This is a genomic window from bacterium (assembly GCA_023150945.1).
GTDB lineage: Bacteria > Zhuqueibacterota > Zhuqueibacteria > Zhuqueibacterales > Zhuqueibacteraceae > Coneutiohabitans.
Genome location: JAKLJX010000030.1, coordinates 20,739 through 44,445, shown reverse-complemented (window position 1 = coordinate 44,445; position 23,707 = coordinate 20,739). Strand labels below are relative to the sequence as shown.

The window sequence follows — 23,707 nt, the reverse complement described above, 5'->3', positions numbered from 1 at the left end:
CATGAACAGAGCTGCCAAGAAACGCGCGGCATTGCGCGCCGGATTGCAGGCCCCCCAGCCCGTGGTGGCGGTGGGCGCGCACGATGCCATGAGTGCACAATTGATCGAACAATACGGCTTTGACGCCATCTGGGTCAGCGGTTTTGGCGTCTCCACCATGACCTATGCCCTGCCGGACTTGAATCTGGTGACGATGACGGAAGCGCTGGAAGCGGCAGTGCGCATGGATGCCGCCACCAATCTGCCGGTGGTGGCGGATTGCGACAACGGCTTCGGCGGCCTGACCAACGTCGTGCGCACCGTGAAGGAATACGAACGCGCCGGCATTGCCGGCATTTGCGTGGAAGACAATGTCTTTCCCAAGCGCAACAGCCTGTTCTCCGGCGAGGCCAAGCGCGAGCTGATCCCCCTGGCCGAGCAGGCGCGCCGCATTCGGGCGGCGAAGCAGGCGCAGGAAGCGCGCGATTTCGTTTTCATCGCGCGCGTCGAAGCGTTGATTGCCGGACACGGCGTGGCGGCGGCCTGCGAGCGCGCCGACGCCTATGCCGAAGCCGGCGCGGATGCGATTCTGATTCATTCCAAAGACAAGACGCTGCGCGAAATCGAAGGCTTTCTGCAGAGCTGGAAGGGTCTGGGCAAGATTCCGCTGGTGGCGGTGCCCACGCTTTATCCCACGTTCACCGTCGAACAACTGCATGCCAAGGGTTTTCAAATGATCATCCTGGCGAATCAGCCCATGCGCGCGGCGGTCAAAGCCATGGAAGACACGCTGCGCACTTTGCAGGAAAAGCGCAATGCCGCGGCCGTGGATGATCACATCGCACCGGTGAATCACGTTTTCGAGCTGGTGCGGACGCAAGAGACCATCGCTCTCGAAGAAAAATAGCGCGTGTGAGCCCGCTAATCCGGACCACCGTGAGGGTGCGCGGCGCTGGGTCCGGCGCCACGCGCTTCCTCACCGGGCGCCAAAGCTTTCGGAGTTCCACGCTCGACGTGCATGGCTGCAAATCAATCAAACGGGATGCGTTCCAATGTCATCTGCAAAACGTCTGTGGTTATTGGGGGCGGGTGCCTTGTGCTTGCTGGCACTCGCCGGAACGGCCGCCAGCAAATTGTGGCAGGAGAGCACCGTCATCAAGGTGGCGCCGGTGACCGAGACGGAGCCGGTGCCCTCACGGGGAGACGCGGCCGATGATCCGGCGATTTGGATCAACCGCACGAATCCGGCGCTGAGTACGATCATCGCGACGGACAAAGACCTGGGGGTCGGCGTTTATGATCTCTCCGGCAAGGAACTGCAATTCCTGCGCGACGGCGAGATTAACAACATCGACCTGCGTCCGGGCTTTCCCCTTGCCGGGCGCACGGTGGACTTGGTGACGGGCAGCAATCAGAGCAACAACACGATTGCGATCTACCAGGTCAATCCCGACACGCGCGCGCTGGAAGAGGCGGCGGCGCAGCCGATCACCACCTGCGCGCCCTATGGCTCCTGCATGTATCGCAGCAGCCTCTCCGGCAAGTTCTACTACTTTGTGAACTCGCGCGAGGGCGACGTCGAACAATGGGAATTGTCCGACAATGGCGCCGGTAAGGTGGCGGCGCAGCGCGTACGCGCCTTCAACGTCGGCGCGCGGCCCGAGGGCTGCGTGGCCGATGACGAGCTGGGTTACCTTTACCTTGCGGTGGAAAAGAAGGGCATCTGGAAATTCGGCGCCGAGCCGGAGGCCGGTGAGGCTTACACCGTGGTCGACCGCACCGGCTGGTTCGGCAATCTCGTGCCTGACGTCGAAGGCCTGGCCCTCTATGACACCAAAAACGGCACCGGTTATCTCGTGGCCTCCAGCCAGGGTGAAAGCAAATACGTGATCTATCGCCGCGAAGGCGACAACGAGTTCGTGGCCAAATTCAAGATTGTAGCGGGCAACGGCATCGACGAAGTCACTCACACCGACGGCTTGGAGGTGGTGAATTTTGATTTCGGCCCCGCCTTTCCCGAGGGTTTGCTGGTGGCGCAGGACGACAAAAACGACAAGGGCCGGCAGAATTTCAAACTGGTGTCGTGGCAGGCAATTGCCGAAGATCTGTAATCGCCCCGCCCGGCGCCGCCACTGCAGGAGAATCGAACGACTTTATGCCCGCTGCAACAACACCTCTGCCGCACGCGATCGTCATCGGCTTGGATTGCATCACCGGTCTGCAGACCGCCCGGATTCTCGCCCGGCACCGCGTCCCGGTCATCGCGCTGGCCAAGGATGCCAGGCATTACTGCTGCCGCACCCGGGTGTGCGAGCGCATTCTGCAGGTCAACACGGCCTCGGACGAACTGGTGCAGGCGCTGGAGACACTGGCGCCGCGGCTGCCGCACCAGGCCGTGCTCTTTCCCTGCACCGACATGAGCGTGCTGTTGCTTTCGCGGCACCGCCAGCGGCTGCAAAACTGGTTTCACTTTGCGCTGCCCGAGGCCGCGACCGTGGAAATGCTGATGGACAAGATCAGCTTCTACACCCATGCGCAGCAGGCGGGCTTGCCCATTCCCGCGACCTTCTTTCTGCGCAATCGCGCGGAGGCCGTGGCCGCCGCGGCGCAGTTGCATTATCCCTGCATTCTCAAACCGCCGATGAAAACGCCGGTGTGGGAGAAGAACACCAAAGCCAAAGTCTACAAGGCGGCCAGCGGGGCCGAGTTGCTCGCGCTGTATGAGCGCTGCTCGCCCTGGGCGGAGGTGCTGATGGCGCAGGAATGGATTGCCGGCAGCGACGCGCAGCTCTATTCCTGCAATTGCTACTTCAACGCGCAGGCAGAACCACTGGTAACTTTCGTGGCACGCAAGCTGCGCCAGTGGCCGCCGGAAACCGGCACCAGTTGTCTGGGCGAGGAATGCCGCAACGACGAGGTGTTGCACCAGACACTGCGGCTGTTTCGCGGGGTGAAATATCACGGCCTGGGTTATGTCGAGATGAAGCAGGATGTTCGCACCGGCAGACAATATATCATCGAGCCGAATATTGGCCGGCCCACCGGCCGCTCGGCGATTGCCGAAGCCGGCGGCGTGGAGTTGCTCTACACCGCCTATTGCGATCTGCTCGGCCGGCCGCTGCCGGCGCAGCGCACGCAGATCTACCGCGGGGTGAAATGGATCTATTTGCGCCGCGATGCCCAGTCCGCCTTCCATTACTGGCGGCGGGGCGAGCTGACGCTCAAGGACTGGTGGCGCTCGGTGCGCGGCCGCAAGGGATATGCGGTGTTTTCCTGGAGCGATCCGCTGCCCTTCTGGAGCGATCTCTTTCGCGCTTTCACCCTGTTTCCGCGGCGCGCCGGCGCGCGCAAACCGGCCGTGGCCGCGACTGCCGCGCCGCCTCCGCAACCGGCGCGTTTGGAACGTATCAACTGACGCCGGAAGTCTTCCAGGAAGGAGCGCATGTCACCTCTGATCGGCAATGCGGGTTCACCTCCCGACCATATCGACTACGATATTCATGGCTTGGTCGGCGTGCGCCTGCTGCAGCCCACGGCCGCCGAGGCCGCCGCTGTGGCCCGCCAACTCGGTCCGCTGCAAGCGCCGCTGCAGCGAAAGCCTGACCTCACCATCCGCTTTGTGGACCATCTCCCCACGCCCGGCTTGCGCTTGCTGGGTCTGGAGAAAAACGGCTATACCCGCGACGGTTTCTTCATTCTGCGCAGCAGCAAGAAGAAGGCAAAGGTTCGCCTCGATTTTGCCCAGATCGGCGGCCCTTGTGAAATCGTCTGTGAACGCGGGGTTGCCACCGTGCCGCTGCTGCTGGCGATGGTCAATCTCACTGCCTTGCAGAAAGACTGCGTCGCGCTGCATGCCTCCGCCTTTGTTTACCAGGAAACCGGCATCATCGTGACCGGCTGGGCGAAAGGCGGCAAAACCGAAGCGCTGCTCGCCTTCGCGCAACACGGAGCGCGCTACGTGGGCGACGAGTGGATTTTGCTGCGCGGCGACGGCCGGGAAATGTACGGCGTGCCCGAAAACATCCGGTTGTGGGACTGGCATCTCGATCTTCTCCCCGAGCTGCGGCGTCGGGTCAAGCGCGAACATCTGCTGCGCTTCAAGGCGATTCATGCGCTCGACCGGCTGCAACACAAACTGCCGCAGCGCCGCAGCCTGCTGCCGGTGAAATACTTGCGCGAGGCCATGCCGGCGCTCAAACGCCAGCTCAATGTCACTCTGCCCGCAGCCACGATCTTTGGCGAAAGGTGCGGTCCCTTTTCCGCCCGGCCGGAGAAGATTTTTCTGGTGGCGAGCCATGACCTGCCGGAGACGCGGGTGGAGCCGGTTTCGCCGCAGGAGATTGCCGCGCGCATGAGCGCGTCGATCCAATACGAGCTGTTGCCGTTCATGGAGCATTACCTGGCGTTCGCGTTCGCGTTTCCGGAACGGCGCAACGCCTTCATCGAACAAGCGCCGCTGCGCCAAGCCGAGATCCTGGGCCGTGCGCTGGCCGGCATGGAAGCCTATGTGGCCTGGCATCCCTATCCGTTTTCATTTGATGACTTGTATCGGCAAATGAAACCGTTTTGTGCGAAGGGCGCCGGCGCCGCGAATGTGTGAATTCGACAAGGAAGGCATTCAGCGTGACTCTTCGCATGCTTCGCCGAGTGGCCGTGAGTTTGAGCGTGAGCGCCGTCACCATCTTTGGGCAGGTTCCAGATACCATCACCGTGACACCGCGGTTGGCGACCACCGCCGTGCTCACCGACGCCGATGATCCGGCCATTTGGATTCACCCCACCCGCCCCGAGCGCAGCTTGATTCTGGGGACGGACAAGGGCGCGGCGCCCAATGGCGGCCTCTACGCGTGGAATCTCGACGGCTCGCTGCAGCAGCGGCTGGTGCTGCCTCGCCCGAACAACGTCGACGTACGCCGGGGCGTGCCACTGGGCGGACAATTGGTCGACATTGCGGTGGTCACCATGCGTGCCGATCATGAGCTGCGCGTGTTCGCGATCTCTCCTGAAACGCGCACGCTGACCGAGATCACCACGGCCGGCGGCATCGAGGTTTTCAAATCGCCCTACGGCCTCACGCTCTATCAGCGCTGGCATGATCGCGCCTTGTTTGCCATCGTCAGCAGCAAGCACGATTCCACCCGGTCGCAATTGTGGCAACTGCGTCTGCAAGATGACGGCAGCGGCCGCGTGCAGGGCACCCTGGTGCGGCAGTGGGGCAATCATGCCGGCATCATCGAAGGCATGGTCGCGGATGATCAATTGGGCTATCTCTACGCCTCCGAGCAGGGCGCCGGCATTCACAAGTATTACGCCGACCCGGACCACGGCGACGAACCGCTCGCCTTGTTTGCCACCGAAGACGGCATTGCCGGCAATCACAAAGGGCTGGCGCTCTATGCCTGTCCGGACGGCACCGGCTATTTGCTGCTGGCGACGCCCAAGGATCAGGCCCTTCGCCTCTATCCGCGCGACGGTGAGCCGGGACAGCCGCATCGCCACCGCCTGCTCACCACCGTGCGTCGCACGCAGGGGGAAACCGGCGTCAGTGTGGAGGTCACGAATTTCCGCACCTCGAACGACTTCGCCAACGGCCTGCTGGTCTGGCATGATGAACTCGGCCGCCGCTTTTCATTGATTGGTTGGGAGGAAATCGCGCGTGCGTTCTTGCACGTCTGTGTCGCTGCGGTCACCTCGTCGGGGGTCGCTGACGAAAGTGCCGGCGCGGGGATCGCAGGTTTTGCATTGCACCAAAACCATCCCAACCCCTTCAATCCGCAAACGCGGATTCAATTTGACCTGCCGGCCGCGGGTTGGGTGCAACTGGCGGTCTTCGATGTCCTGGGGCGGCGCCTCAAGACGTTGCAGGAGGGTTGGCTGCCCGCCGGCGCCCATGCGGCCTGGTGGGATGCCACGGACGACCGCAGCCAAATGGCGCCCAGCGGAACTTATTACCTGCGGCTGCACACGGAAGGATTCACCGAAACCCGCAAAATGACCTTGCTGCGTTAGCTCGATCACCTCTTGGAGGTCGCGTGTTCAGGAATTGGAATCAGATAATTTGACCAGGAGGTGTTGCATGCGTTGCGCGCAGACGCTGCTGGACTGTGCCCATTCAAACTTCTTCGCCCGTGCCGGCCTGCTGGCGGTGACGGTCGTGCTGCTGTTGGCCGCCGCCCCCGCCGCGGCGCAGGAATGTGCCTCGACCCCGATCGTCACGGGTTATCGGGATCACAACTACGGCAGCTCGCCTTACAGTGAAATCACCGCTTCCAAACCGGAAAGCAAATTGTGGTGGAATGACGGCTATTGGTGGGGATGCTTGTGGAGCAACGCGACGGCGCAGTATCGCATTCACCGTTTCGACCGCGCCAATCAATGCTGGCGCGACGTTGGGCCGGTGATCGACAATCGCAGCAAGAGTCTGGCAGATGCGCTGTGGGACGGCCAATATCTTTACGTCACCTCGCATCTGGTTTCGAGCAGCGGACCCACGCGCCTGTATCGCTATTCCTACAATTCCGCCAGCCAGAGCTACAGTTTGAACAGCGGTTTCCCGGTCGACATCAACAATGAAAACACCGAAGCGCTCACGCTCGCCAAAGATTCCAGCGGCCAGCTCTGGGCGGCGTGGACCGCGGGCAACAAGGTCAAGATCAACCGCTCCGTGGGCGACGACTACACCTGGGGCAGCGCCTTTGTGCTGCCGGTGCAGGGCAACAACCTGGCCTCGGATGACATTTGCGCGCTCGTCGCCTTCGGCGGCAACCAGATCGGCGTGATGTGGAGCAACCAGGTTGACCGGAAAACCTATTTTGCGACCCATCTCGACAGCAAGGCCGATACCGCCTGGGAGCCGCGCGAAGAGGCGCTGGCCGACGCCAATCTCGGCGCCGTCGCCGACGATCACATCAATCTGAAAGTGATGCCGGATGAAGGCGGCAATGTCTACGCGGTGACCAAAACCAGCTTGAGCGGCTCCAGCTCGCCTTTGATCTTTTTGTTGAAGCGCGACGTGAACGCCAACTGGTCGCGGCACATCTTCGGCACCAAGGCGGAAGATCACACCCGGCCTCTGCTGCTGATCGACGAAGAACATCGCGATCTTTACATTTTCGCGATGAGCTTCAAAACCTCGCCGCGCCGCATCTACATGAAGAAGAGCAGCCTCGATCACATTGTGCTCGCCGGCGGATTGGGCACGGAATTCATCCACAGCGCGACGGATTCCTATGTCGACAATCCCACTTCCACCAAGCAGAACCTGAACAGCGCCACCGGGCTGCTGGTGCTGGCGAGCGACAAGAATACCAAGAATTATCTGCACAACTACATCGATTTGGGTGACGGCGGCGGCGGTGAGCCGGGCAATGTGCCGCCGCTGGCAAACAATGATGCCGCCACCACGCCCGAAGATCAAGCGGTGGCCATCAACGTGCTCGGGAATGATTCCGATACCGACGGCAGTCTCAACCCGGGCAGCGTGACGGTGGCCGCGGCGCCGGGCCACGGCACGACTGCAGTCAACGCCGCCAACGGCGTGATCACCTACACCCCGCACGCCGATTACTACGGCTCCGATTCTTTCACCTACACGGTGCGCGACAATGACGGCGCCATTTCCAACGCCGCGACCGTGAGTGTGACCATCGCCAGCCGCAATGATGCGCCGGTGGCGAACGCGGACGCCGCCACCACCTCGGAAAACGCCGCAGTAACCATCGCCGTTTTGGCCAACGACTCGGACGTGGACGGCAGCCTGCAGGCCGCGAGTGTAACCATCGTGCAGGATCCGATCTTCGGAATGATCACGGCGATCGACCCGGTGAGCGGCGCGATCACCTACACGCCTGACCAAGGTTATCAAGGCGCAGATGAGTTTGCCTACACGGTGGAAGACAACGAAGGCGCGCTGTCGAATGCCGCAACGGTTACGCTTTCCGTGACCGGCGCAGGGTCCGGGACCGTGACTTTTCTGGTCAGCGACGATGCGTATGTGAAATCCTCGAGTCCGGCGAAGAACTATGGCGCCGAAACCACCTTGCGCTTGCGCAGCGGCGATCCGATTTACAACAACTATTTCAAATTCAACCTCACCGGTTTGACTGGCGGCGTGCAGAGTGCCAAGCTGCGGCTGTTCGTCACCGATGGCGGCCCCGACGGCGGCGCGCTTTACGCGGTTTCGAATTTCTACAAAGGCACTGCGACGCCGTGGAACGAAGCGGGCATCACCTGGAACAATGCGCCGGCAATCAGCGGAGTGCCGCTGGTGCAAAGCGGCGCGGTGGGCGGGGGTGTGTGGGTGGAATATGATGTCACCGCGGCCATCAACGGCGAGGGCGTTTACAGCTTCGCGATGACCACGGCCTCCACCAACAGCGTCTATCACAGCTCCCGCCAGGGCGAGCACCCGCCGGAGCTGTTGGTCGCGGCGAACGGCAGCAGCGGCGGCGGTGAACCCGGCAACCAGCCGCCGGTCGCCAACAACGATGCTTCCGATACGGCGGAAGATCAGGCCGTGACCATCGCCGTGCTCGGCAACGACGAAGATGCCGACGGCACGATCGCTCCCGGCAGCGTTGCCCTCGCCACCGGCCCGAGCCATGGCACAGCAGTGGTGAATTCCGCCACCGGTGAAATTCACTATACGCCGGCGGGCAACTACTTCGGCGAGGACGATTTCACTTACACGGTACGGGATGATGACGGCGCGCTCTCCAATGCCGCCAGCGTTACTGTAACCATCACGCCGGTGAATGATCCGCCGCAAGCCGAAGACGACAGCGAAACCACGGCGGCGGACACGGCAGTCGAGATCGATGTGCTCTCGAATGACAGTGACGTCGAAGGCGACCTTGATCCTGCCAGCGTCGCGATCGTGGCCTCGCCCGGCCAGGGCAGTATCATCACCATCGCTCCCGCCAGCGGCGTGATTACCTACGCGCCGGCAGCCGGATTCAGCGGCTCGGATCAATTCACCTATTCCGTGCAGGACAACGAAGGCGCCACCTCCAACACCGCGACGGTAACGGTCTCGGTGGGCAGCTCGACTCCGGCAACGCTGACGTTTGAGCCGAGCGATGACGCGATGGTAAAATCCTCGAGTCCAACGAAGAACTATGGCAACGACAGCACCCTGCGCCTGCGTGCGGGTGATCCGCAATACTACAGCTTTCTCAAATTCACGGTCACCGGCGTGAGCGGCATGATCCAATCGGCCACGCTGCGGCTGTATGTCACTGACGGCAGCAATGACGGCGGCACGGTCTATCTGGTGTCGAACGCCTATCGCAACAGCAGCACGCCGTGGCAGGAATCCGGCATCACCTGGAACAACGCGCCGGCGATCAGCGGCGCCCCGCTCGCAGCCGCGACCAATGCCGCCGCCGGCACCTGGGTCGAATATGACGTCACCAGCGCCGTCGCCGGCAACAGCACCTACAGCTTCGGCATGAGCAGCGCTTCGACCAACAGCATTTACTTCAGCTCCAAGGAAGCGGCATTTCCGCCGGAGCTGGTGATCACGACTGGCGCGGCTCTGCCTGCCGGGGCGACGGCCACCGCCGATCAGTTGGTTGACATTCGCCTGGCGAGCGAAGGCGGGCAACCGGCAGAGTTCTATCTCGCGCCGGCTTATCCCAATCCCTTCAATCCCGCGACGGTGATTGCGTATGGCCTGCCGGAGGCCGCACCGGTGCGCCTGTCCATCTACAACCTTTTCGGCCAGGAAGTGATCAAGCTGGTGGAGGGCGTGCAGCCCGCCGGAAGCAAACAAGTGCATTGGAACGGCAGGAATCAAAACGGCAACACGGTCAGCTCCGGCATTTATCTGATTCGTCTCAACGCCGGCGCGCATCAATTCATCCGCCGGGTGACGTTGCTCAAGTGATGCCATGCCGGGCACCGATGAGACGAAAAAGGCAGGCCCAAACTCTTGATTGAAAGCTGTCGCTTGCGCGTGCCGGCGGGCGCGCGCAAGCGGCTGCAATCGGGAAACATCTGCGTGGGACAATCCAGCAAACACTCAACACCTTCAGCAGCAGAGCAAGCGGCGTTGAAAGTTCTCTACCTCACCACCGAGATTCCCTATCCTTTGACCAGCGGGTTTCTGCGGCACTATCATTTTCTGCGCAGCCTGGGGCAGAAACACAAAATCACCTATTGCTCGCTCACCAAAAAGCCGCGCATCTCCCCGGAAGCCCTCGCGGCGCTCCAGCCTTTTACCGAGAGAATCATGATTTTTGGCGAGACGCGACCGCGCGAGCCGCTGTGGGTGCGCTGGCTCGGCGCGCTGCCGCTGGTGGGCGCCAAACCGCAGAAGGCGCTGCGCTTCCGCGCAGCAGCGCGCGCCATGAAAAAAGCCGTGCGGGAATTGCTGCAGCGGGAAGCCTTCGACGTGGTGATGTACAGCGGCAAGAACACTTTTCCCGTGATCGCGGATCTGCGCGGCGTGCCGATCGTGGCGGATTGCTGTGATGCCACTTCGGCGCGGGTGCGTGGCGAGATGCGGCATGCCAACTTCGCCCGGCGGCTCTGGCTGCTCATGCGCTATCTCGAAGTGCGGCGGATCGAGAAGCGTCTGGTGCGGAAGACGCCGCATCTGGCGTTTGCCTCACGGCGCGATCGCGCGCTGCTGCTGGCGGGCGCGGAGAATGGCGAAATCATTCCGCAGGCGGTGGAGGTCGATTTCTGGCGCCGGCTGCCGGAGCCGCGAGCGGACAATTGCATCATTTTCACCGGCGTGATGAACTACGCGCCCAACCACGACGCCGCCCTGTTCCTGCTCGAACACGTTTGGCCGCGGTTGCAATCGCTGTTGCCGAAACTCGAGCTGGTGCTCGCCGGCCGCGATCCGTTGCCGGCCCTCAAGGCGGCGGCGCAACGAATCCCCAACGTCACGGTCACCGGCTTCGTCGATGACTTGCGGCCGTATCTCAGCCGCGCCACGCTCTATGTCGCGCCGATTCGTTTTGCTTCCGGCGTGCAAAACAAAATTCTCGAAGCGCTGGCGATGGAGCTGCCGGTGGTCACCACACCGGTGGTTGCCGAAGGCCTGCGCTTGGGTGACGGCAGCGCGGCGCCGCTGCGGGTGGCGCAGAGCGCGCCGCAATTCGCGGCCGCCATCGTTGAGCTGCTGCAACATCCCGAGGAGTGCCGGCGTCTGGCGCAGGCCGGCCGGCAATTCGTCGAGCAGCATTTTGTCTGGCCGCGCAATATCGCAAAACTCGAGGCACTGTGGCTGGCAGCGGCCGGCCGCAATGGTGCCGCGTGAGCGGTGCCGGCGCACCAGCCGCGCGCGCGACACCCAATTCCACCAGCTCATTCATTTGAAAAAAGAGTGACGATGTTCTCGGTTGCAGTCATTGGCCCGGATGGCGCGGGCAAAACCACCATCGCGCGCCAGCTCGCAAGCGCCGGCGAGCTGCCCATCAAGTATTTGTACATGGGCATCAACATCGAGTCGAGCAATGTGGCCTTGCCGACTTCGCGCTTGATCGAATTTATCAAGAAGCTGCGCCGCCGGAGATCCGGGGCGCCGCCGCCTGCCAGCAACTCGCTGCATCAGCGCAGCAGCGGCTCCGGCAAATCCAAAAGCCGGCTGTGGGCGCTGGTGAAACTGTGCAATCGTCTGGCGGAGGAATGGTACCGCCAGTATCTCTCCTGGCGCTACCGCCGTGCCGGCGCGATCGTGGTCTATGATCGCCATTTCAAATTCGACTTCGAGCGCGAGGAGAGCCGCAACGGCGAGCGCCGGCCCTGGAGCGATGGTTTGCATCGCTGGTTCCTGGCCCGCCTCTATCCCGCCCCGGATTTGGTGATCTATCTCGACGCGCCGGCGGAGGTGTTGTATGCACGCAAACAGGAAGCGAGCATCGCTTACCTCGAAGCGCGGCGCCAGGCTTTCCTACGCCAGGGAAAAGTGACGCGCAATTTCATCACGGTCAATGCCAATCAGCCCTACGAAGCCGTCTATGCCGAAGTGGTCCGACACATCAAAAACTTCCAGCAGACAAAGCGCCTCTGAAATCCTGGCATCGCCGCCGGATCACGCGAGCAACGGCAAGAGCGGACAGCCGCACGAGGCCGCCGGCGACTTGCTCACCGCGATTTTTGCCTGGCTGGAGCAGGAAAAAATCAGCTATGCGCTGCTGCGCGGTTACGACGAGTTGAGCCAGCCGGGCGACAAGGAAGTCGATCTGTTGGTCGCGGCCGCACACTTGCCACGGCTGCGCGAGCTGCTGCAGGCCGCGGGTTGCGCGGCGCTGCCGGCTTGGGGCCACGCCCCGCATCATTTCTTTCTGGGCTATTCACCGGTTGCGGGAGAATGGCTGAAACTCGACGTAGTCACCGAGTTGCGTTACGGCAAACCGGTTCGCCATCTCGCGGTTGCTCTGGCGCAGAGTTGCTTGCAACATCGGCAGGCACAGCCGCCGCTTTATGTGCTGGCGCCGGAAGATGAGTTCCTCACGCTGGTGTTGCATTGTCTGTTGGACAAAGCCGGCTTTCGCGAGGCACGGCGCCGGCGTCTCACTGCGCTCTTTGATCAAATCGCCGGTGACGAGGCCAGCCGCCGGCGTCTCGAACGGCATGTGCAAAACCATCTCGCGCCGTGCCTGACCTGGCCGCAACTCAGCCGCGCCGCCGCAACCGATGATTGGCAGGCACTGCTGTCCGCGCGGCGTTTGCTCGCCCGCCAGCTTTGGCGCAAACAGCCGGCAGCCGCTCTCGGACGCAATCTGAGTACTCGGCTGTTGCGGCGTTTGCGCTTTGTGCTGCACGCCCTAAGGCAGCCGGGCCTTTCGGTCGCATTGCTTGCTCCCGACGGCGCGGGCAAATCCACGCTGGCGGCGGCGCTGCAACGCGACTTTGGCTTGCGGGCAGAATTGCTCTACATGGGCACCAACGTGCAGGCCAGCACCGTGGGTTTGCCCACGACGCGCTGGCTGCACCGCCGGCAGAAGGCAGCCCGCTCCGCCGGCTTGCGGCTGCTGCTCAAGCCCGTCGGCTTTGTGAATCGCATGCTGGAACAATGGTATCGCTTCGGCTATGCGCATTTCCAAAAATGGCGCGGCCGGATCGTGGTGTTCGATCGCTTTGTTTATGATGCCTGGGTCGCGCGGCCGGCCACCACGCTGCGCCAGCGCATGCGCCGGGCGCTGCTCAATCTCGGCTGGCCCACCCCGGATTTGATCATCCTGCTCGATGCGCCCGGCGAGCTGCTTTATCGCCGCAAAGGCGAGCATTCGCCGGCTTGGCTGGAACAACAGCGCCAGGGCTATCTCAGCCTGCAGCACAGCCTGCCGCAAATGGTGGTGGTGGAGGCCTCCCAGCCCGCTCTCGTGGTACAACGCGCGGTGACCGCGATCATTTGGGAGCGCTATCGCAAGCGGCATGCGAAGAAATAGTGTTCGACCGGAATCGCCGCCTTGCAAGAGAAGTGTTCCGGCAACGGCTGGGCCGTTGCAGGCAATACCGCAGGGTTTCCGCGCCACGCGGCGTTCTGGCAACTTTGGCTGAGCCGAGGTTGGAACATTCTCGGACGCAGACGAAATGAATCATCCGTGCCGGTAACAGCCCGCGCCGCGGCGCAGCGCATTTCAGAAAATTTGCAGCCCACGGCTGTATCTCGAAACAGGATAACATGGCAGATTCCACAACCGAAATCGCGGCCCCGCCCCGCACAACCAAGAAGGACGCGGCGCGCAAGCAGATTCGCGGCTCCAGCCTGCTGTTGAGCGGCCGGCTGCTCTCCGTCGGCCTCAACTTCGTATCGCAGGTGCTGATCGTTCGCCATCTTTCCACCAGCGATTACGGCGCCTGGGCCTACGCGCTCTCGGTGGTGTCCTTCTGCCAGGGCTTTGCCACGCTCGGCCTGGATCGCGCGATTTCGCGCTTCATTCCGATCTATCATGAGAGAGAGGAATACGACAAGCTCTTCGGCACCATCGCGCTGGTGTTCGGCACGATTCTGCTCACCAGTTCGTTGCTCATCAGCGCCTTTTTTGCGATGCCGGATTTGATCGCCAAGCTGATGGCCGAGGGCAAGGCTTCGTTCACGTTGCTCTATGTGCTGATCTTTTTGATTCCGGTCGAAGTGCTGGATGGCCTGTTCATGGGCCTGTTCGCCAGCTTTTCCAACGCGCGTTCGATCTTTTTTCGCAAGCACGTGCTCGGGCCGCTGCTGAAGCTGGCGGTGGTGATGTTGTTGATGCTGTTTCAAAGCGACGCCCTGTTTCTCGCCTACGGCTATCTGTCCGCGAGCATACTCGGGGTGTTGATCTACGTTGCGCTCTTTCTGCGCATGTTGCGCCAGGAGAACCTCATTGGCCGCTGGCGTGCAAGCGGCATGGCCGTGCCGCTGCGCGCCGTGTTTGCCTTCACCCTGCCCATGATGACTTCGGATCTGGTTTCCGTGGTGATCCATTCGGCTGACGCCCTGCTGCTCGGCTATTTTCACGACGCCACGCAAGTCGCCTACTATCGCGTAGTGCTGCCCGCGGCCAAGCTCAACACCATCGTGATGAACAGCTTCGCGCTGCTGTTCACGCCCACCGCGGCGCGGCTGTTCGCCAAGGGAGATCATGCCGGCATCAATGAACTCTACTGGAAAACCGCGATCTGGCTGGCGGTGCTGTCGTTCCCGGTGTTCGCGCTGACGTTTTCCGTTGCCGAGCCGCTCACGCTCTTTCTCTACGGTGAGCGCTATCAGCAATCCGGCATCATTTTGGCGCTGCTGTCGCTGGGCTATTACTTCAGCGCCGCGCTCGGCTTCAACGGCCTGACGCTCAAGGTGATCGGCCAGCTGGGTTACATCGTGCGCATCAATCTCGCCGCCGCACTGATCAATGTCATCGTCAACCTGCTGCTCATTCCGCGCTATGGCGCGCTGGGCGCGGCGATCGGCACCGCCGGCACCATGATCGTGCACAACATCTTCAAGCAAACCGGGCTGCGCCTGGCCGCGGGCGTGAGCTTGTTCGAGAAGAGTTACTTCTCCTTCTACTTGCTGCTCGCGCTCAGCGCCTGCGGACTGTTCGTGCTGCAATTCGCGGTTGAAACCAATTTTTACGTTGCCGTGACGCTCGCCGCCATGATTTCCCTGTTCGTGATCATGGTGAGCAAGAAGCGGTTGCACGTCGCCGAGAATTTCCCCGAGCTTCTCAAGCTCCCGCTGATTGGAAAGCTTTTGCAGTGACACGCATGCTCGACCTCACTTTACAAACCGAATTCATCCCGGGAACGAATCTCACCGGTGGACTGGCCTGCGCGCCCTGGCGATTTCTGCTGCCGAGCTTGCAGCTCAGGCGCGTGCTGACCCTGGGCCTGCCCGGCTTGCCCACGGTGCAGGCATTGACCGCGCTTTGCCCGGAGATCACCGTGATCGCTGCGGCGGTTCCCGCGCAAATCGCCCGCAGCGCGGAGTGGGATACGCTCTTCAGCCGCGGCCTGCGGCTGGTGACTCCTGCCGAGTTTGCGGGGTTGGCGCTGCCCGAGGCCGGCGTGGATCTGATTCTGCTCGCCGGCCGGCAGGGCGTGCCGCACGCGCTGAAGCATCCCGCCTTCCTGGAGAGCTGCGGCCGCCTCTTGGCGCCGCACGGCACGATCTATTTCGAGAGCCACGGTTACGGCAAGCGCCTGATCGCCGCGCGGCTGCTGGCAAAACTGCGGCACCTGGGTCTGCCGGCCGCGCGCCACTTTTGGCTCACGCCGTTCGGCGGCGACTGGCGCACCGCCTTCCCGTTGGGCGAAGTGGCCATGGCGCGCTTTGCGTTTGCCAACCTGCTCTACGGCCAGTCGAGGTCCAAGCGGTTGATCAGCCGGCTCGGACTCGCGCTCAGCAGCTCCGGCCAGTTTTCCCGCCTGATGCCGCGGCATGCGGTGCTGGTGAATCGCGCCGGCGCTGCCGCGGGAGTCCATGCCCCGCCGCGTTTCTTGCGCGAACTCGCCGGCCAACAGGGCGTGGATTTGTCGCACTACCGCTGCGGCGTCTCCGCCCGCGGAAAATACAATTCCAACAAGACCATCTTTTTCTTGTTCGATCGCAAGAGCCGCCGGCCCGAGCTGGTCGTCAAAATGACGCGCGCGCCGGAGTTCAACTACCGCCTGGAAAATGAACAGCGCATGCTGGTGCGCTTGCAGGCACAGGGCTGTGCGCCGCCCGGCAGTTTTCCCGAACCGGTGTTTTTCGGCCACCATGCCGGCCTCGCGATTTGCGGCCAGCGTGCGGTGCACGGCGTACCCTTTCGCAGCCGCACAACCGGCACCGTCGCGTGCCCTATCGCAGCCCAGGCGATTGACTGGCTGGTGCAGGTTGCCGCGGGTTCAGCAGCAGAGAATCGACTGCCGGCGGCAACGGCGGCAGATACAATGGGAGTCCTGTTTGCGCGTTTCACCGGGCTTTATGATTTGTCGCCGGCGGAGCATGATTTTCTCCAGGAACAAATCGCGCAGGTACGCGCAAGCCGCCAGCCGTTTCCGGCGGTGTTGCAGCACGGCGATCCCGGCACCTGGAACATGCTGGTGTCCGAGCAGAACCGCGTGATCGTGATCGATTGGGAGGCCGGCGAGGCGCAGGGCATGCCGCTGTGGGATTTGTTCTATTTCATGCGCTCCTACGGCAACTGGATGGCCCGCCGGCAAGGCCTGCACGATTCGTTGCACGGCTTTGCCAGGATGTTCCTCGCCACCTCGCCGGCGAGCGCGTTTCTCTCCCAAACCGTGGCGCGCTATTGCGCCGCGATCGGCCTCGAGCGCGAATTGGTGGCGCCGCTCTTCTTCACCTGCTGGCTGCATCGCGCCTTGAAGGAGGCCAGCCGGCTGACACCGGCAACCCTGGGCGAGGGACATTACTACAGGCTACTCAAGCTGTGCATCACACAACGCCATGCGCCCGGCCTGGCTGCCTTGCTGGACTCGAAACCGCCGGGCCACTGTTCCGCTTCCCGATCTTCACAGCATTTGATACGGGTGTAACCATGCGTGCTCACCTCCTTTCCATCAAAGCCCTGTTGGCGATCGCCGCCTTTCTGCTCGGCCTCGGCCTGCTGGCCTATCTGGCCTCGCATGAGCTGCTCATCTTTCTCGTCCTCGGCAGCTTCGCATTGCTCGCCGGATTTTACCTGTTTCGTTCGCCGGAAACGGCCACGCTGCTCTTCACTTTTGTCTTCTACAGCAACATCGCGGTGCTGGCCTATCAATTCCACGGCGTGCCGCAACCGGTGGCCGCCGCCGTGCCGCTGCTGCTGACTTTGCCGCTGGCCCGCTTTCTTTTCGTGCAGCGGGAAGGCTTCATTTTCGACGGCGTGTTGGGGCTGATGGTGCTTTACCTGCTGACGCTCATTCTCGCTTCCTTCACCTGCAAAGACGTTTTTCTGGCACTGAGTGAAATCGGCAACTATGCGCTGGAGGGCATCGTGCTTTATTTTCTCGTGCTCAACGCAGTGCGGCGCCTGCCGGACTTGCAGAAGGTCTTGTGGACGCTGCTGCTGGTCGGCAGTTTTCTCGGCAGCTTGAGCATCGTGCAGGAAATCACGCACACCTATGACAACAATTATCTCGGCCTGGCGCAGCGCAAGAAGTCCATCGACTTCGAGAATCTCGATTACGACGTCTATTCCGGCGCCAAACGCGCGGAAGGCCCGGTGGGTGAACAGAATCGCTATGCGCAAATCATGGTGGTGCTGTTGCCGCTGGCGCTCTATCTCTTTTATGTCGAACGCTCGCGCCGGCGCTGGCTGGCACTCGCGGCCGCCGGCCTGATTTTGAGCGCCATTTTGCTGACATATTCGCGCGCCACGTTTCTCACTTTGCTGATTCTCTTTCTGCTGCTGGTGGCCTTCAAATACATTCGCCCCCGCCACGCCGTGGCCGCCGGGCTGGCATTGGCTGCCGTCGTGGCGATTGCCCTGCCCGATTACGTCAATCGCATCAGCGGACTGGTCAACATCACGAATCTGCAAGCGCACGACGCCAAGACCCGCGCGCTTGACGGCTCGTTGCGCGGGCGCTACGCCCAGAACATTGCCGCGCTGCACGTGTTCGTGGACTATCCGCTCACCGGCGTGGGGCCGGGCCACTTCTCAAAATTCTATGTGCGCAAATACGGCAACGAAGTCGGCACCAAACTGCTGCGCGGCAACCGGCGCGCGCACAACATGTATCTCGAAATGGCGGCGGAAAACGGCATGATCGGCTTGACCGCCTTCCTGGCGATCGTGCTGTTCCTGCAAGCGCAATTGTGGCGCGGCCGTCAGCGCTGGCTGCAGCACCGGCCGGAGCTGGCGCATCTGGCGACCGCCTTTTTCTTGAGCATCATTGCCTATCTCGGCACCGCCGTCTTTCTTCATCTTTCTTATCAACGTTACTATTGGTTCCTGTTGGCGCTCGCCGGCATCGTCCTGCAGATTCTCAAAAACGAGGCCCGTGCCCCGCAGCCGGCGCAGGCAGCACGCGCACCCGTGCCTGCAGCAGCATGAAGGGCAAACTCTGACAGCCATGAATCAAGTTTCCGAACCTTGCGTGCAACGGCTGCGGCAGCATCTCGCCGCGGCCGCCTCCCGCTACTACCCTGAGCTTGCCTCTGATGAGCTGAAGATCGAGCTGGCCGGCGCTGCGCCGCACAACGCTTCGACGATCTACCATTTCCGGCTGCAGGCCAATGGTTGCCAGCAGGGCGTGCTGGTGAAGACACCGCCGCTTGCGGGGCACCATCCGCCTTCGGCTCAGCTCACTGCGCCGGAAATCAAGTTTCGCTCGGAATACGAGGCGCTGGCCGATATTCATGCCCATTTCAACCGCCTGGGCGATGCGCGCTTCGCCGCGGTGCGGCCGCTGGATTTCGTTGCCGAGGTGCTGGGAATCGTGATGGAGGAAGTCAACTATCCCACCTTGCGTTCGAAGTTCTCCAAAACCAGCCGGCTGCAACCCTGGGAACGCAGCCCAGAGTTCTTCATTCCGTTTCGCCACGCGGGAAGCTGGCTGCGTGCCTTTCATGCGTTGGACCGCGGGGAGCACGCCACGCCGCGCGAGGTTGACCGTGATGCTTTTCTCACCGTGCTCAATGGCTTGGCCGAAATCCTGTCGTCGGCAATCGGCAATCATTCCTTTTTTCAAAAGCTCACGGCGCGCCTGCAGCAGGAAGCGTTGCAGATTCTCCCGGCACAAATGCCGCTGGGATTGACTCACGGCGATTACGCGCTGCGCAATCTGCTGGTTGCGCCCGGCAATCGCGTACTGGCGCTTGACACCCAGGCGCGCTGGCTGATGCCGGTCTATGAAGACGTCGCCTATTTTCTCACGGGACTGATTACCACCTGGCCGCAGGTGCTCAGCCAGGGCCTGGTTTTCGAGGCCGGCCATCTGCAACGTTGCGAGCAGGAATTTCTGCAGGGGTATTTTGAGCACGAGGCCATTCCGTGGGAAATCATCCGGCTGTTTCGTCTCAAGCTCATGCTGCAAAAATGGTCGGCAAAGACACTGAGCGTGCAGCGCCAGCCCGGCAGCCGCTATGCTTCCACGGTGCGGCAAAGACTGCTGCATCGCTTCTTCTACAAAACCGTGACTGCCATGCTGGACGGCCGCCTGTCGCCGACGAGTTCATCCCGAGGCCAGACGCGATGCACGCCGCAGCCCACGAGCGCAGCTGCGGCCACCCGGCCGCAGCGTTCAGATGAGCTGCTGCAATTGTCCCGCCGGTTGGACTGGCGTTTCCTGCTGCCGGAGCCGCGCTTGCAGCAGGTTGCTTACTTCGGGCCGGCGGAAAGTACGCTGGTCACGGCGCTCAAAACTTTCAGCGAGTCCCTGACGATGCAATCAGAGGCGCCCGCGGCCGCACGAACCGCAACACCGCCGCGATTCGCAGTGGTGATCGCGGTTGCGCCTGCGCCGGCAGCATTGGCAGAAATTTCGGAGGTGCTGCTGCCGGGCGGCTGTTTGTATGTGGAACTCGGCAGTGTTTTCGCCGGCCGCAAACGCAGGGCGGGGCAAGGCTGGCGGCAGGCTCTCTCCGGACCGCAGGAATATGTCGCGGCATTGCAGCGGCTGGGCTTTGAACAAGTCGTGGCCTACTGGCATCGCCCGAGTTTCGCGGCTGCGGCGCAAATCATTCCCCTGCGTGATCCGCTGGCGCTGCAATTCGTGCTGGGCCGGCGCTCGCATGATTGGAAGAATCGGCTCATCTCCGCCCTCGAACGAGCCGCCTTGCATTCCGGCGCGCTGGCGCGCTGGATCGGATGCGTCAGTCTGGTGGCGCGCAAAGCATCGCTCACATGAACACGATCATCTCATTTCTCCAACAAAACTGGCCCCGGCTGGGGCTGCAACACCTCGGTGAACCGCAACGCTTGTCGTGCGTGTTTGCCACGCCGCGCTTTCGCGCCTCCAGTCACGTGATTGCATTTCTGCTGGCAGAGGGCCGTGACCAGCCCGTGCTGGTGGCCAAGCTGCCGCGCCTGCCGGGTGACAACGGCCGTCTCGAGCGCGAGGCCGCGAATCTGCAGACGGCGCAGCAAGCGCGGCCCGGCGGCTTTGCTTCCATTCCGCGCCTCATCGCTTTCGAAGAATTCGGCGGCCACAAACTGCTGCTCGAAACCGCCGTCGCCGGCCAGCCGATGAAGCCGGCAATCGTGCGGCAACAGCCGGAGCATTGCCTGCATGCCGCGCTGGCGTGGCTGCTCGACTTTCACAGTGCCACCCGCGCGCAAGCCGCGTCCACGCCGGCACAGCTCAACAAACTGGTCACGCAGCCGCTGGTGCAACTCCAAGCCGGGCTGTCCGGTTTTGGTGAAGATGCGGTGCTGATCGAACAAACGCGGCGGCTGTGCGAGCCGCTGCTCCGCCCCGGCCTGCCGCTGGTGCTCTCCCATGAAGATTTCAGCCATCCCAACATCTTGATGACAACCAACGGCAGTATCGGCGTGGTGGATTGGGAGCTGGCGGAGCCGCAGGGCTTGCCGGCGGGCGATCTTTTCTTCTATTTGACCTACGTAGCCTTTGCGCGGCACAACGCGCGGCGCACGGCCGGCTATCTCATCGCCTTTCAAGAGGCCTTCTTCGGTCCGCGCGCCTGGGCGCTGCCGCATATTCGAACCTATGCCGCCCGTCTGGCAGTGCCCGGCGAAAGGCTCACGCCGCTCTTTGTTTTGTGCTGGGCACGCTACCTCGCAGGATTGGTGCAGCGGCTGCAAGGCGAACACGATTCGCGGCAACCGCTCAGCAACGAGACCGCGCACTGGCTGCGTCAAAACCGATACTATCAACTCTGGCGGCGCGCGATCGAGCAGGCCGGGCAATTGCGATTGGCGGGTTGATCATGCTGCGTGTGCTCACTTACCATCGCGTCGCGGATCCTGACACCACGCCGCATTTGAATCCCCGCATGATCAGCGCCACGCCGGCAGTCTTCGCACAGCACCTGCGCCACCTCAGCCGGCGCTATCGCGTGCTCGAAATCGCCGAGGTGCTGCAGGCGCTGAACCACGGCACGCGGTTGCCGGAGCGCGCCGTACTGCTGACTTTTGACGACGCCTACACCGACTTCGGCGAGATCGCCTGGCCCCTCTTGCGCAAATACCGGCTGCACGCCACGCTGTTTGTGCCGACCGGATTTCCGGATCACCCCGAGCGCGCGTTTTGGTGGGATCGTCTGTATCAAGCGTTTCGTGCTGCTGCGCCCACCGAGCTGCAGCTTGAACCGCTGGGCGTTCTCTCTCTCAAAGACACTGAAGCACTGCGGCAGGCGCTGAAACGAACTCAGGAACACGTCAAAGCGCTGCCGCACGCCGAGGCCATGACGTTGGTGGAGCAGCTCTGCGCGCGCCTCCTGCCCCAACCAGCGGCGCCGGTGAGTGTGTTGAGCTGGCAGCAACTGCGACAGCTTGCGGCCGAGGGCGTGACGCTGGGGGCACACACGGTGAATCATCCGGTCATGACGCAGATTACGCCGGAGCAGGCTCGCCGCGAAATCGTTCAGTCGCAAGCGGATCTACAGCGCGAAATCGGCAAAACCCTGCCGATCTTTTGCTATCCCAGCGGCGGCCACGATGAGCCGGTGGTGGCTTTGCTGCGCGCAGAGGGTTTTCGGCTGGCCTTCACCACCGCGGACGGCCATAACGATCTGCGGACCGCCGATCCGTTGCGGCTGCGGCGCACGAATCTCACCCTGCGCACCACGCCTGCGCTGTTTCGCGTTCGCCTGCTGCCCTGGGCCGCGCAAATCGACGCCTGGCGCCATCGCGAAAAGGTTGAGAGGAAAACCAAGCCCAAGCCGAGGCAAGCACAGAGCCCGCAACCCAACGCCGCGCCTTCGCCGCAGGCCGGGATGAAACTGGCCTACATGATGTCGCGCTTTCCGAAAATCTCCGAAACGTTCATTCTTTATGAGATTCTCGAACAGGAGCGCCTCGGCATTCCGGTGGAAATTTATCCGCTGCTGCGCGAGCATCAGCCGGTGGTGCATCCCGAGGCCGCGGTGCTGACCCGGCGCGCGCATTTTCATCCCTTTCTCTCCGCCGCGATTGTGCAGGCCAATCTGCACTTTCTGCGCCGGCAGCCGGGAGTTTACTTGCGCACGCTTGCTGAAGTCTTGCGCGGCACCTGGGGCAGCCTGAACTTTTTCTTCGGCGCGCTCGGCATTCTGCCCAAGGCCGTGCGTTTTGCTCATGAAATGCAACAGCAAGACGTCACGCATGTGCATGCCCATTTTGCCAATCATCCGGCGCTGGCCGCGATGATCATTCACCGCCTCACCGGCATTCCGTTCAGCTTCACGGCGCATGGCTCGGACTTGCACAAAGACCGCCGCATGCTCGATCAAAAAGTGGCGGCCGCTGCCTTTGCCGTCACCGTTTCATCATTCAACAAAGAAGTGATGATCAAGACCTGCGGCGAGGCTGCACGGCGCAAGATTCATGTCATTCCCTGCGGCATCGATCCCGCGGTGTTCAACCCGCCGGCGGCCAAGTCCGCAGAAGAGAAGTTGCGCATTCTGTGCGTCGCTTCGCTGGAGGAAGTCAAAGGCCATCGTTTTCTGATCGAAGCCTGCCGCCGGCTGAGCGCCGCCGGCTTTGATTTGGTGTGTGATTTGGTGGGAGAGGGGCCGCAGCGGAGGGTAATCGAACAACAAATCGCGGCCAGCGGATTTGCCGATCGCATCATTTTGCACGGCAGCCGCACGCGCGGCGAAGTCGCTCGTATGCTGCAAGCCGCCGAGGTGAAAGTGCTGGCCAGCGCGCCGACCAAAAGCGGCAAACGCGAAGGCGTGCCGGTGGTGTTGATGGAAGCCATGGCCAGCGGTTTGCCGGTGGTCTCCAGCCGGCTGTCAGGCATTCCCGAGCTGGTGGAGCACGGCCGCACCGGCTTGCTGGTTGCACCCGGCGACGTTGACGGCTTGGTGCAGGCGCTGCAACAACTGCATGCTGATCCGGAATTGCGGCGGCGCATGGGACAAGCCGGCCGCGAAAAAGTGCTGGCGCAGTACAATCTGCAGCGCAACACCGCGAGGTTGGCGCAGTTGATCGGCCATCCCGAGTCGTGGCAGCAGGCGGAATGAGCAGATCCGGTGACTCTTTAGGTGCCAAGCCGACGGAAGCCTGTCCGCAAACACCACCGCCCGGGCGCTTCGTCATGAACAAGAGAACAGCATATTCAACTTGTGCACGCCATGGGGCGAAGCTCCCGGGCGGTTTCTTCATCTCTCGAACCGACACGAACCAGATCCCCCCACGGCTGAGCC

Annotated in this window: 15 protein-coding genes; all 15 read left to right on the top strand. The window is 62.4% G+C overall.

Annotation, left to right across the window (positions count from 1 at the left end):
- The first annotated feature begins 1 nt into the window (after position 1).
- The 15 genes from L6R21_25230 (at position 2) to L6R21_25160 (ending at position 23,524) form a co-directional block, all read left to right on the top strand.
- Entirely contained in the window at positions 2-886 is an 885-nt protein-coding gene (locus tag L6R21_25230; protein MCK6562517.1) for an isocitrate lyase/phosphoenolpyruvate mutase family protein, read from the top strand.
- Between the two features lie 145 nt (positions 887-1,031).
- Positions 1,032-2,090, top strand: a complete 1,059-nt coding sequence (locus tag L6R21_25225) for a phytase (protein ID MCK6562516.1) — start codon at positions 1,032-1,034, stop codon at positions 2,088-2,090.
- A gap of 44 nt (positions 2,091-2,134) precedes the next feature.
- The gene (locus tag L6R21_25220; GenBank protein ID MCK6562515.1) at positions 2,135-3,394 is read left to right on the top strand and encodes a carboxylate--amine ligase; all 1,260 of its coding nucleotides are present in this window, start codon (positions 2,135-2,137) and stop codon (positions 3,392-3,394) included.
- 27 nt (positions 3,395-3,421) lie between these two features.
- Complete coding sequence (locus L6R21_25215; protein ID MCK6562514.1) at positions 3,422-4,579, top strand: hypothetical protein; 1,158 nt, start codon at positions 3,422-3,424, stop codon at positions 4,577-4,579.
- Between the two features lie 35 nt (positions 4,580-4,614).
- Positions 4,615-5,988 (top strand): phytase, encoded by a 1,374-nt coding sequence (locus L6R21_25210; protein MCK6562513.1) that lies wholly within the window; start codon positions 4,615-4,617, stop codon positions 5,986-5,988.
- Positions 5,989-6,055: 67 nt separating this feature from the next.
- Positions 6,056-9,865: a tandem-95 repeat protein gene (locus L6R21_25205; protein ID MCK6562512.1), complete on the top strand. Its 3,810-nt coding sequence runs from the start codon at positions 6,056-6,058 to the stop codon at positions 9,863-9,865.
- Between the two features lie 165 nt (positions 9,866-10,030).
- Positions 10,031-11,248 (top strand): glycosyltransferase, encoded by a 1,218-nt coding sequence (locus tag L6R21_25200; protein MCK6562511.1) that lies wholly within the window; start codon positions 10,031-10,033, stop codon positions 11,246-11,248.
- A 72-nt stretch (positions 11,249-11,320) separates the two neighbouring features.
- A complete protein-coding gene (locus tag L6R21_25195; protein ID MCK6562510.1) occupies positions 11,321-12,001 on the top strand; it encodes a hypothetical protein in 681 nt (226 codons plus the stop codon).
- Positions 11,949-13,382, top strand: a complete 1,434-nt coding sequence (locus L6R21_25190) for a hypothetical protein (GenBank protein ID MCK6562509.1) — start codon at positions 11,949-11,951, stop codon at positions 13,380-13,382. Before L6R21_25195 ends, L6R21_25190 begins: the two co-directional genes overlap by 53 nt.
- A 236-nt stretch (positions 13,383-13,618) precedes the next feature.
- The gene (locus L6R21_25185; protein MCK6562508.1) at positions 13,619-15,172 is read left to right on the top strand and encodes a flippase; all 1,554 of its coding nucleotides are present in this window, start codon (positions 13,619-13,621) and stop codon (positions 15,170-15,172) included.
- 5 nt (positions 15,173-15,177) lie between these two features.
- Positions 15,178-16,950: an aminoglycoside phosphotransferase family protein gene (locus L6R21_25180; GenBank protein MCK6562507.1), complete on the top strand. Its 1,773-nt coding sequence runs from the start codon at positions 15,178-15,180 to the stop codon at positions 16,948-16,950.
- Between the two features lie 2 nt (positions 16,951-16,952).
- On the top strand, positions 16,953-18,452 hold the full coding sequence (locus L6R21_25175) for an O-antigen ligase family protein (GenBank protein ID MCK6562506.1): 1,500 nt from the start codon (positions 16,953-16,955) through the stop codon (positions 18,450-18,452).
- A gap of 19 nt (positions 18,453-18,471) precedes the next feature.
- A complete protein-coding gene (locus tag L6R21_25170; GenBank protein ID MCK6562505.1) occupies positions 18,472-20,247 on the top strand; it encodes an aminoglycoside phosphotransferase family protein in 1,776 nt (591 codons plus the stop codon).
- Positions 20,244-21,284, top strand: a complete 1,041-nt coding sequence (locus L6R21_25165; GenBank protein MCK6562504.1) for an aminoglycoside phosphotransferase family protein — start codon at positions 20,244-20,246, stop codon at positions 21,282-21,284. Before L6R21_25170 ends, L6R21_25165 begins: the two co-directional genes overlap by 4 nt.
- 2 nt (positions 21,285-21,286) lie before the next feature.
- Positions 21,287-23,524, top strand: coding sequence for a glycosyltransferase (locus L6R21_25160; GenBank protein MCK6562503.1), 2,238 nt, complete (start codon positions 21,287-21,289; stop codon positions 23,522-23,524).
- The last annotated feature ends 183 nt before the right edge of the window (positions 23,525-23,707 follow it).

Coding starts and splice junctions, on each gene's coding strand:
- L6R21_25195 (MCK6562510.1), top strand. CDS start 11,321: ATGTTCTCGGTTGCAGTCATTGGCCCGGATGGCGCGGGCAAAACCACC.
- L6R21_25220 (MCK6562515.1), top strand. CDS start 2,135: ATGCCCGCTGCAACAACACCTCTGCCGCACGCGATCGTCATCGGCTTG.
- L6R21_25170 (MCK6562505.1), top strand. CDS start 18,472: ATGAATCAAGTTTCCGAACCTTGCGTGCAACGGCTGCGGCAGCATCTC.
- L6R21_25210 (MCK6562513.1), top strand. CDS start 4,615: ATGCTTCGCCGAGTGGCCGTGAGTTTGAGCGTGAGCGCCGTCACCATC.
- L6R21_25190 (MCK6562509.1), top strand. CDS start 11,949: ATGCCGAAGTGGTCCGACACATCAAAAACTTCCAGCAGACAAAGCGCC.
- L6R21_25160 (MCK6562503.1), top strand. CDS start 21,287: ATGCTGCGTGTGCTCACTTACCATCGCGTCGCGGATCCTGACACCACG.
- L6R21_25185 (MCK6562508.1), top strand. CDS start 13,619: ATGGCAGATTCCACAACCGAAATCGCGGCCCCGCCCCGCACAACCAAG.
- L6R21_25180 (MCK6562507.1), top strand. CDS start 15,178: ATGCTCGACCTCACTTTACAAACCGAATTCATCCCGGGAACGAATCTC.
- L6R21_25205 (MCK6562512.1), top strand. CDS start 6,056: ATGCGTTGCGCGCAGACGCTGCTGGACTGTGCCCATTCAAACTTCTTC.
- L6R21_25165 (MCK6562504.1), top strand. CDS start 20,244: ATGAACACGATCATCTCATTTCTCCAACAAAACTGGCCCCGGCTGGGG.
- L6R21_25230 (MCK6562517.1), top strand. CDS start 2: ATGAACAGAGCTGCCAAGAAACGCGCGGCATTGCGCGCCGGATTGCAG.
- L6R21_25175 (MCK6562506.1), top strand. CDS start 16,953: ATGCGTGCTCACCTCCTTTCCATCAAAGCCCTGTTGGCGATCGCCGCC.
- L6R21_25225 (MCK6562516.1), top strand. CDS start 1,032: ATGTCATCTGCAAAACGTCTGTGGTTATTGGGGGCGGGTGCCTTGTGC.
- L6R21_25215 (MCK6562514.1), top strand. CDS start 3,422: ATGTCACCTCTGATCGGCAATGCGGGTTCACCTCCCGACCATATCGAC.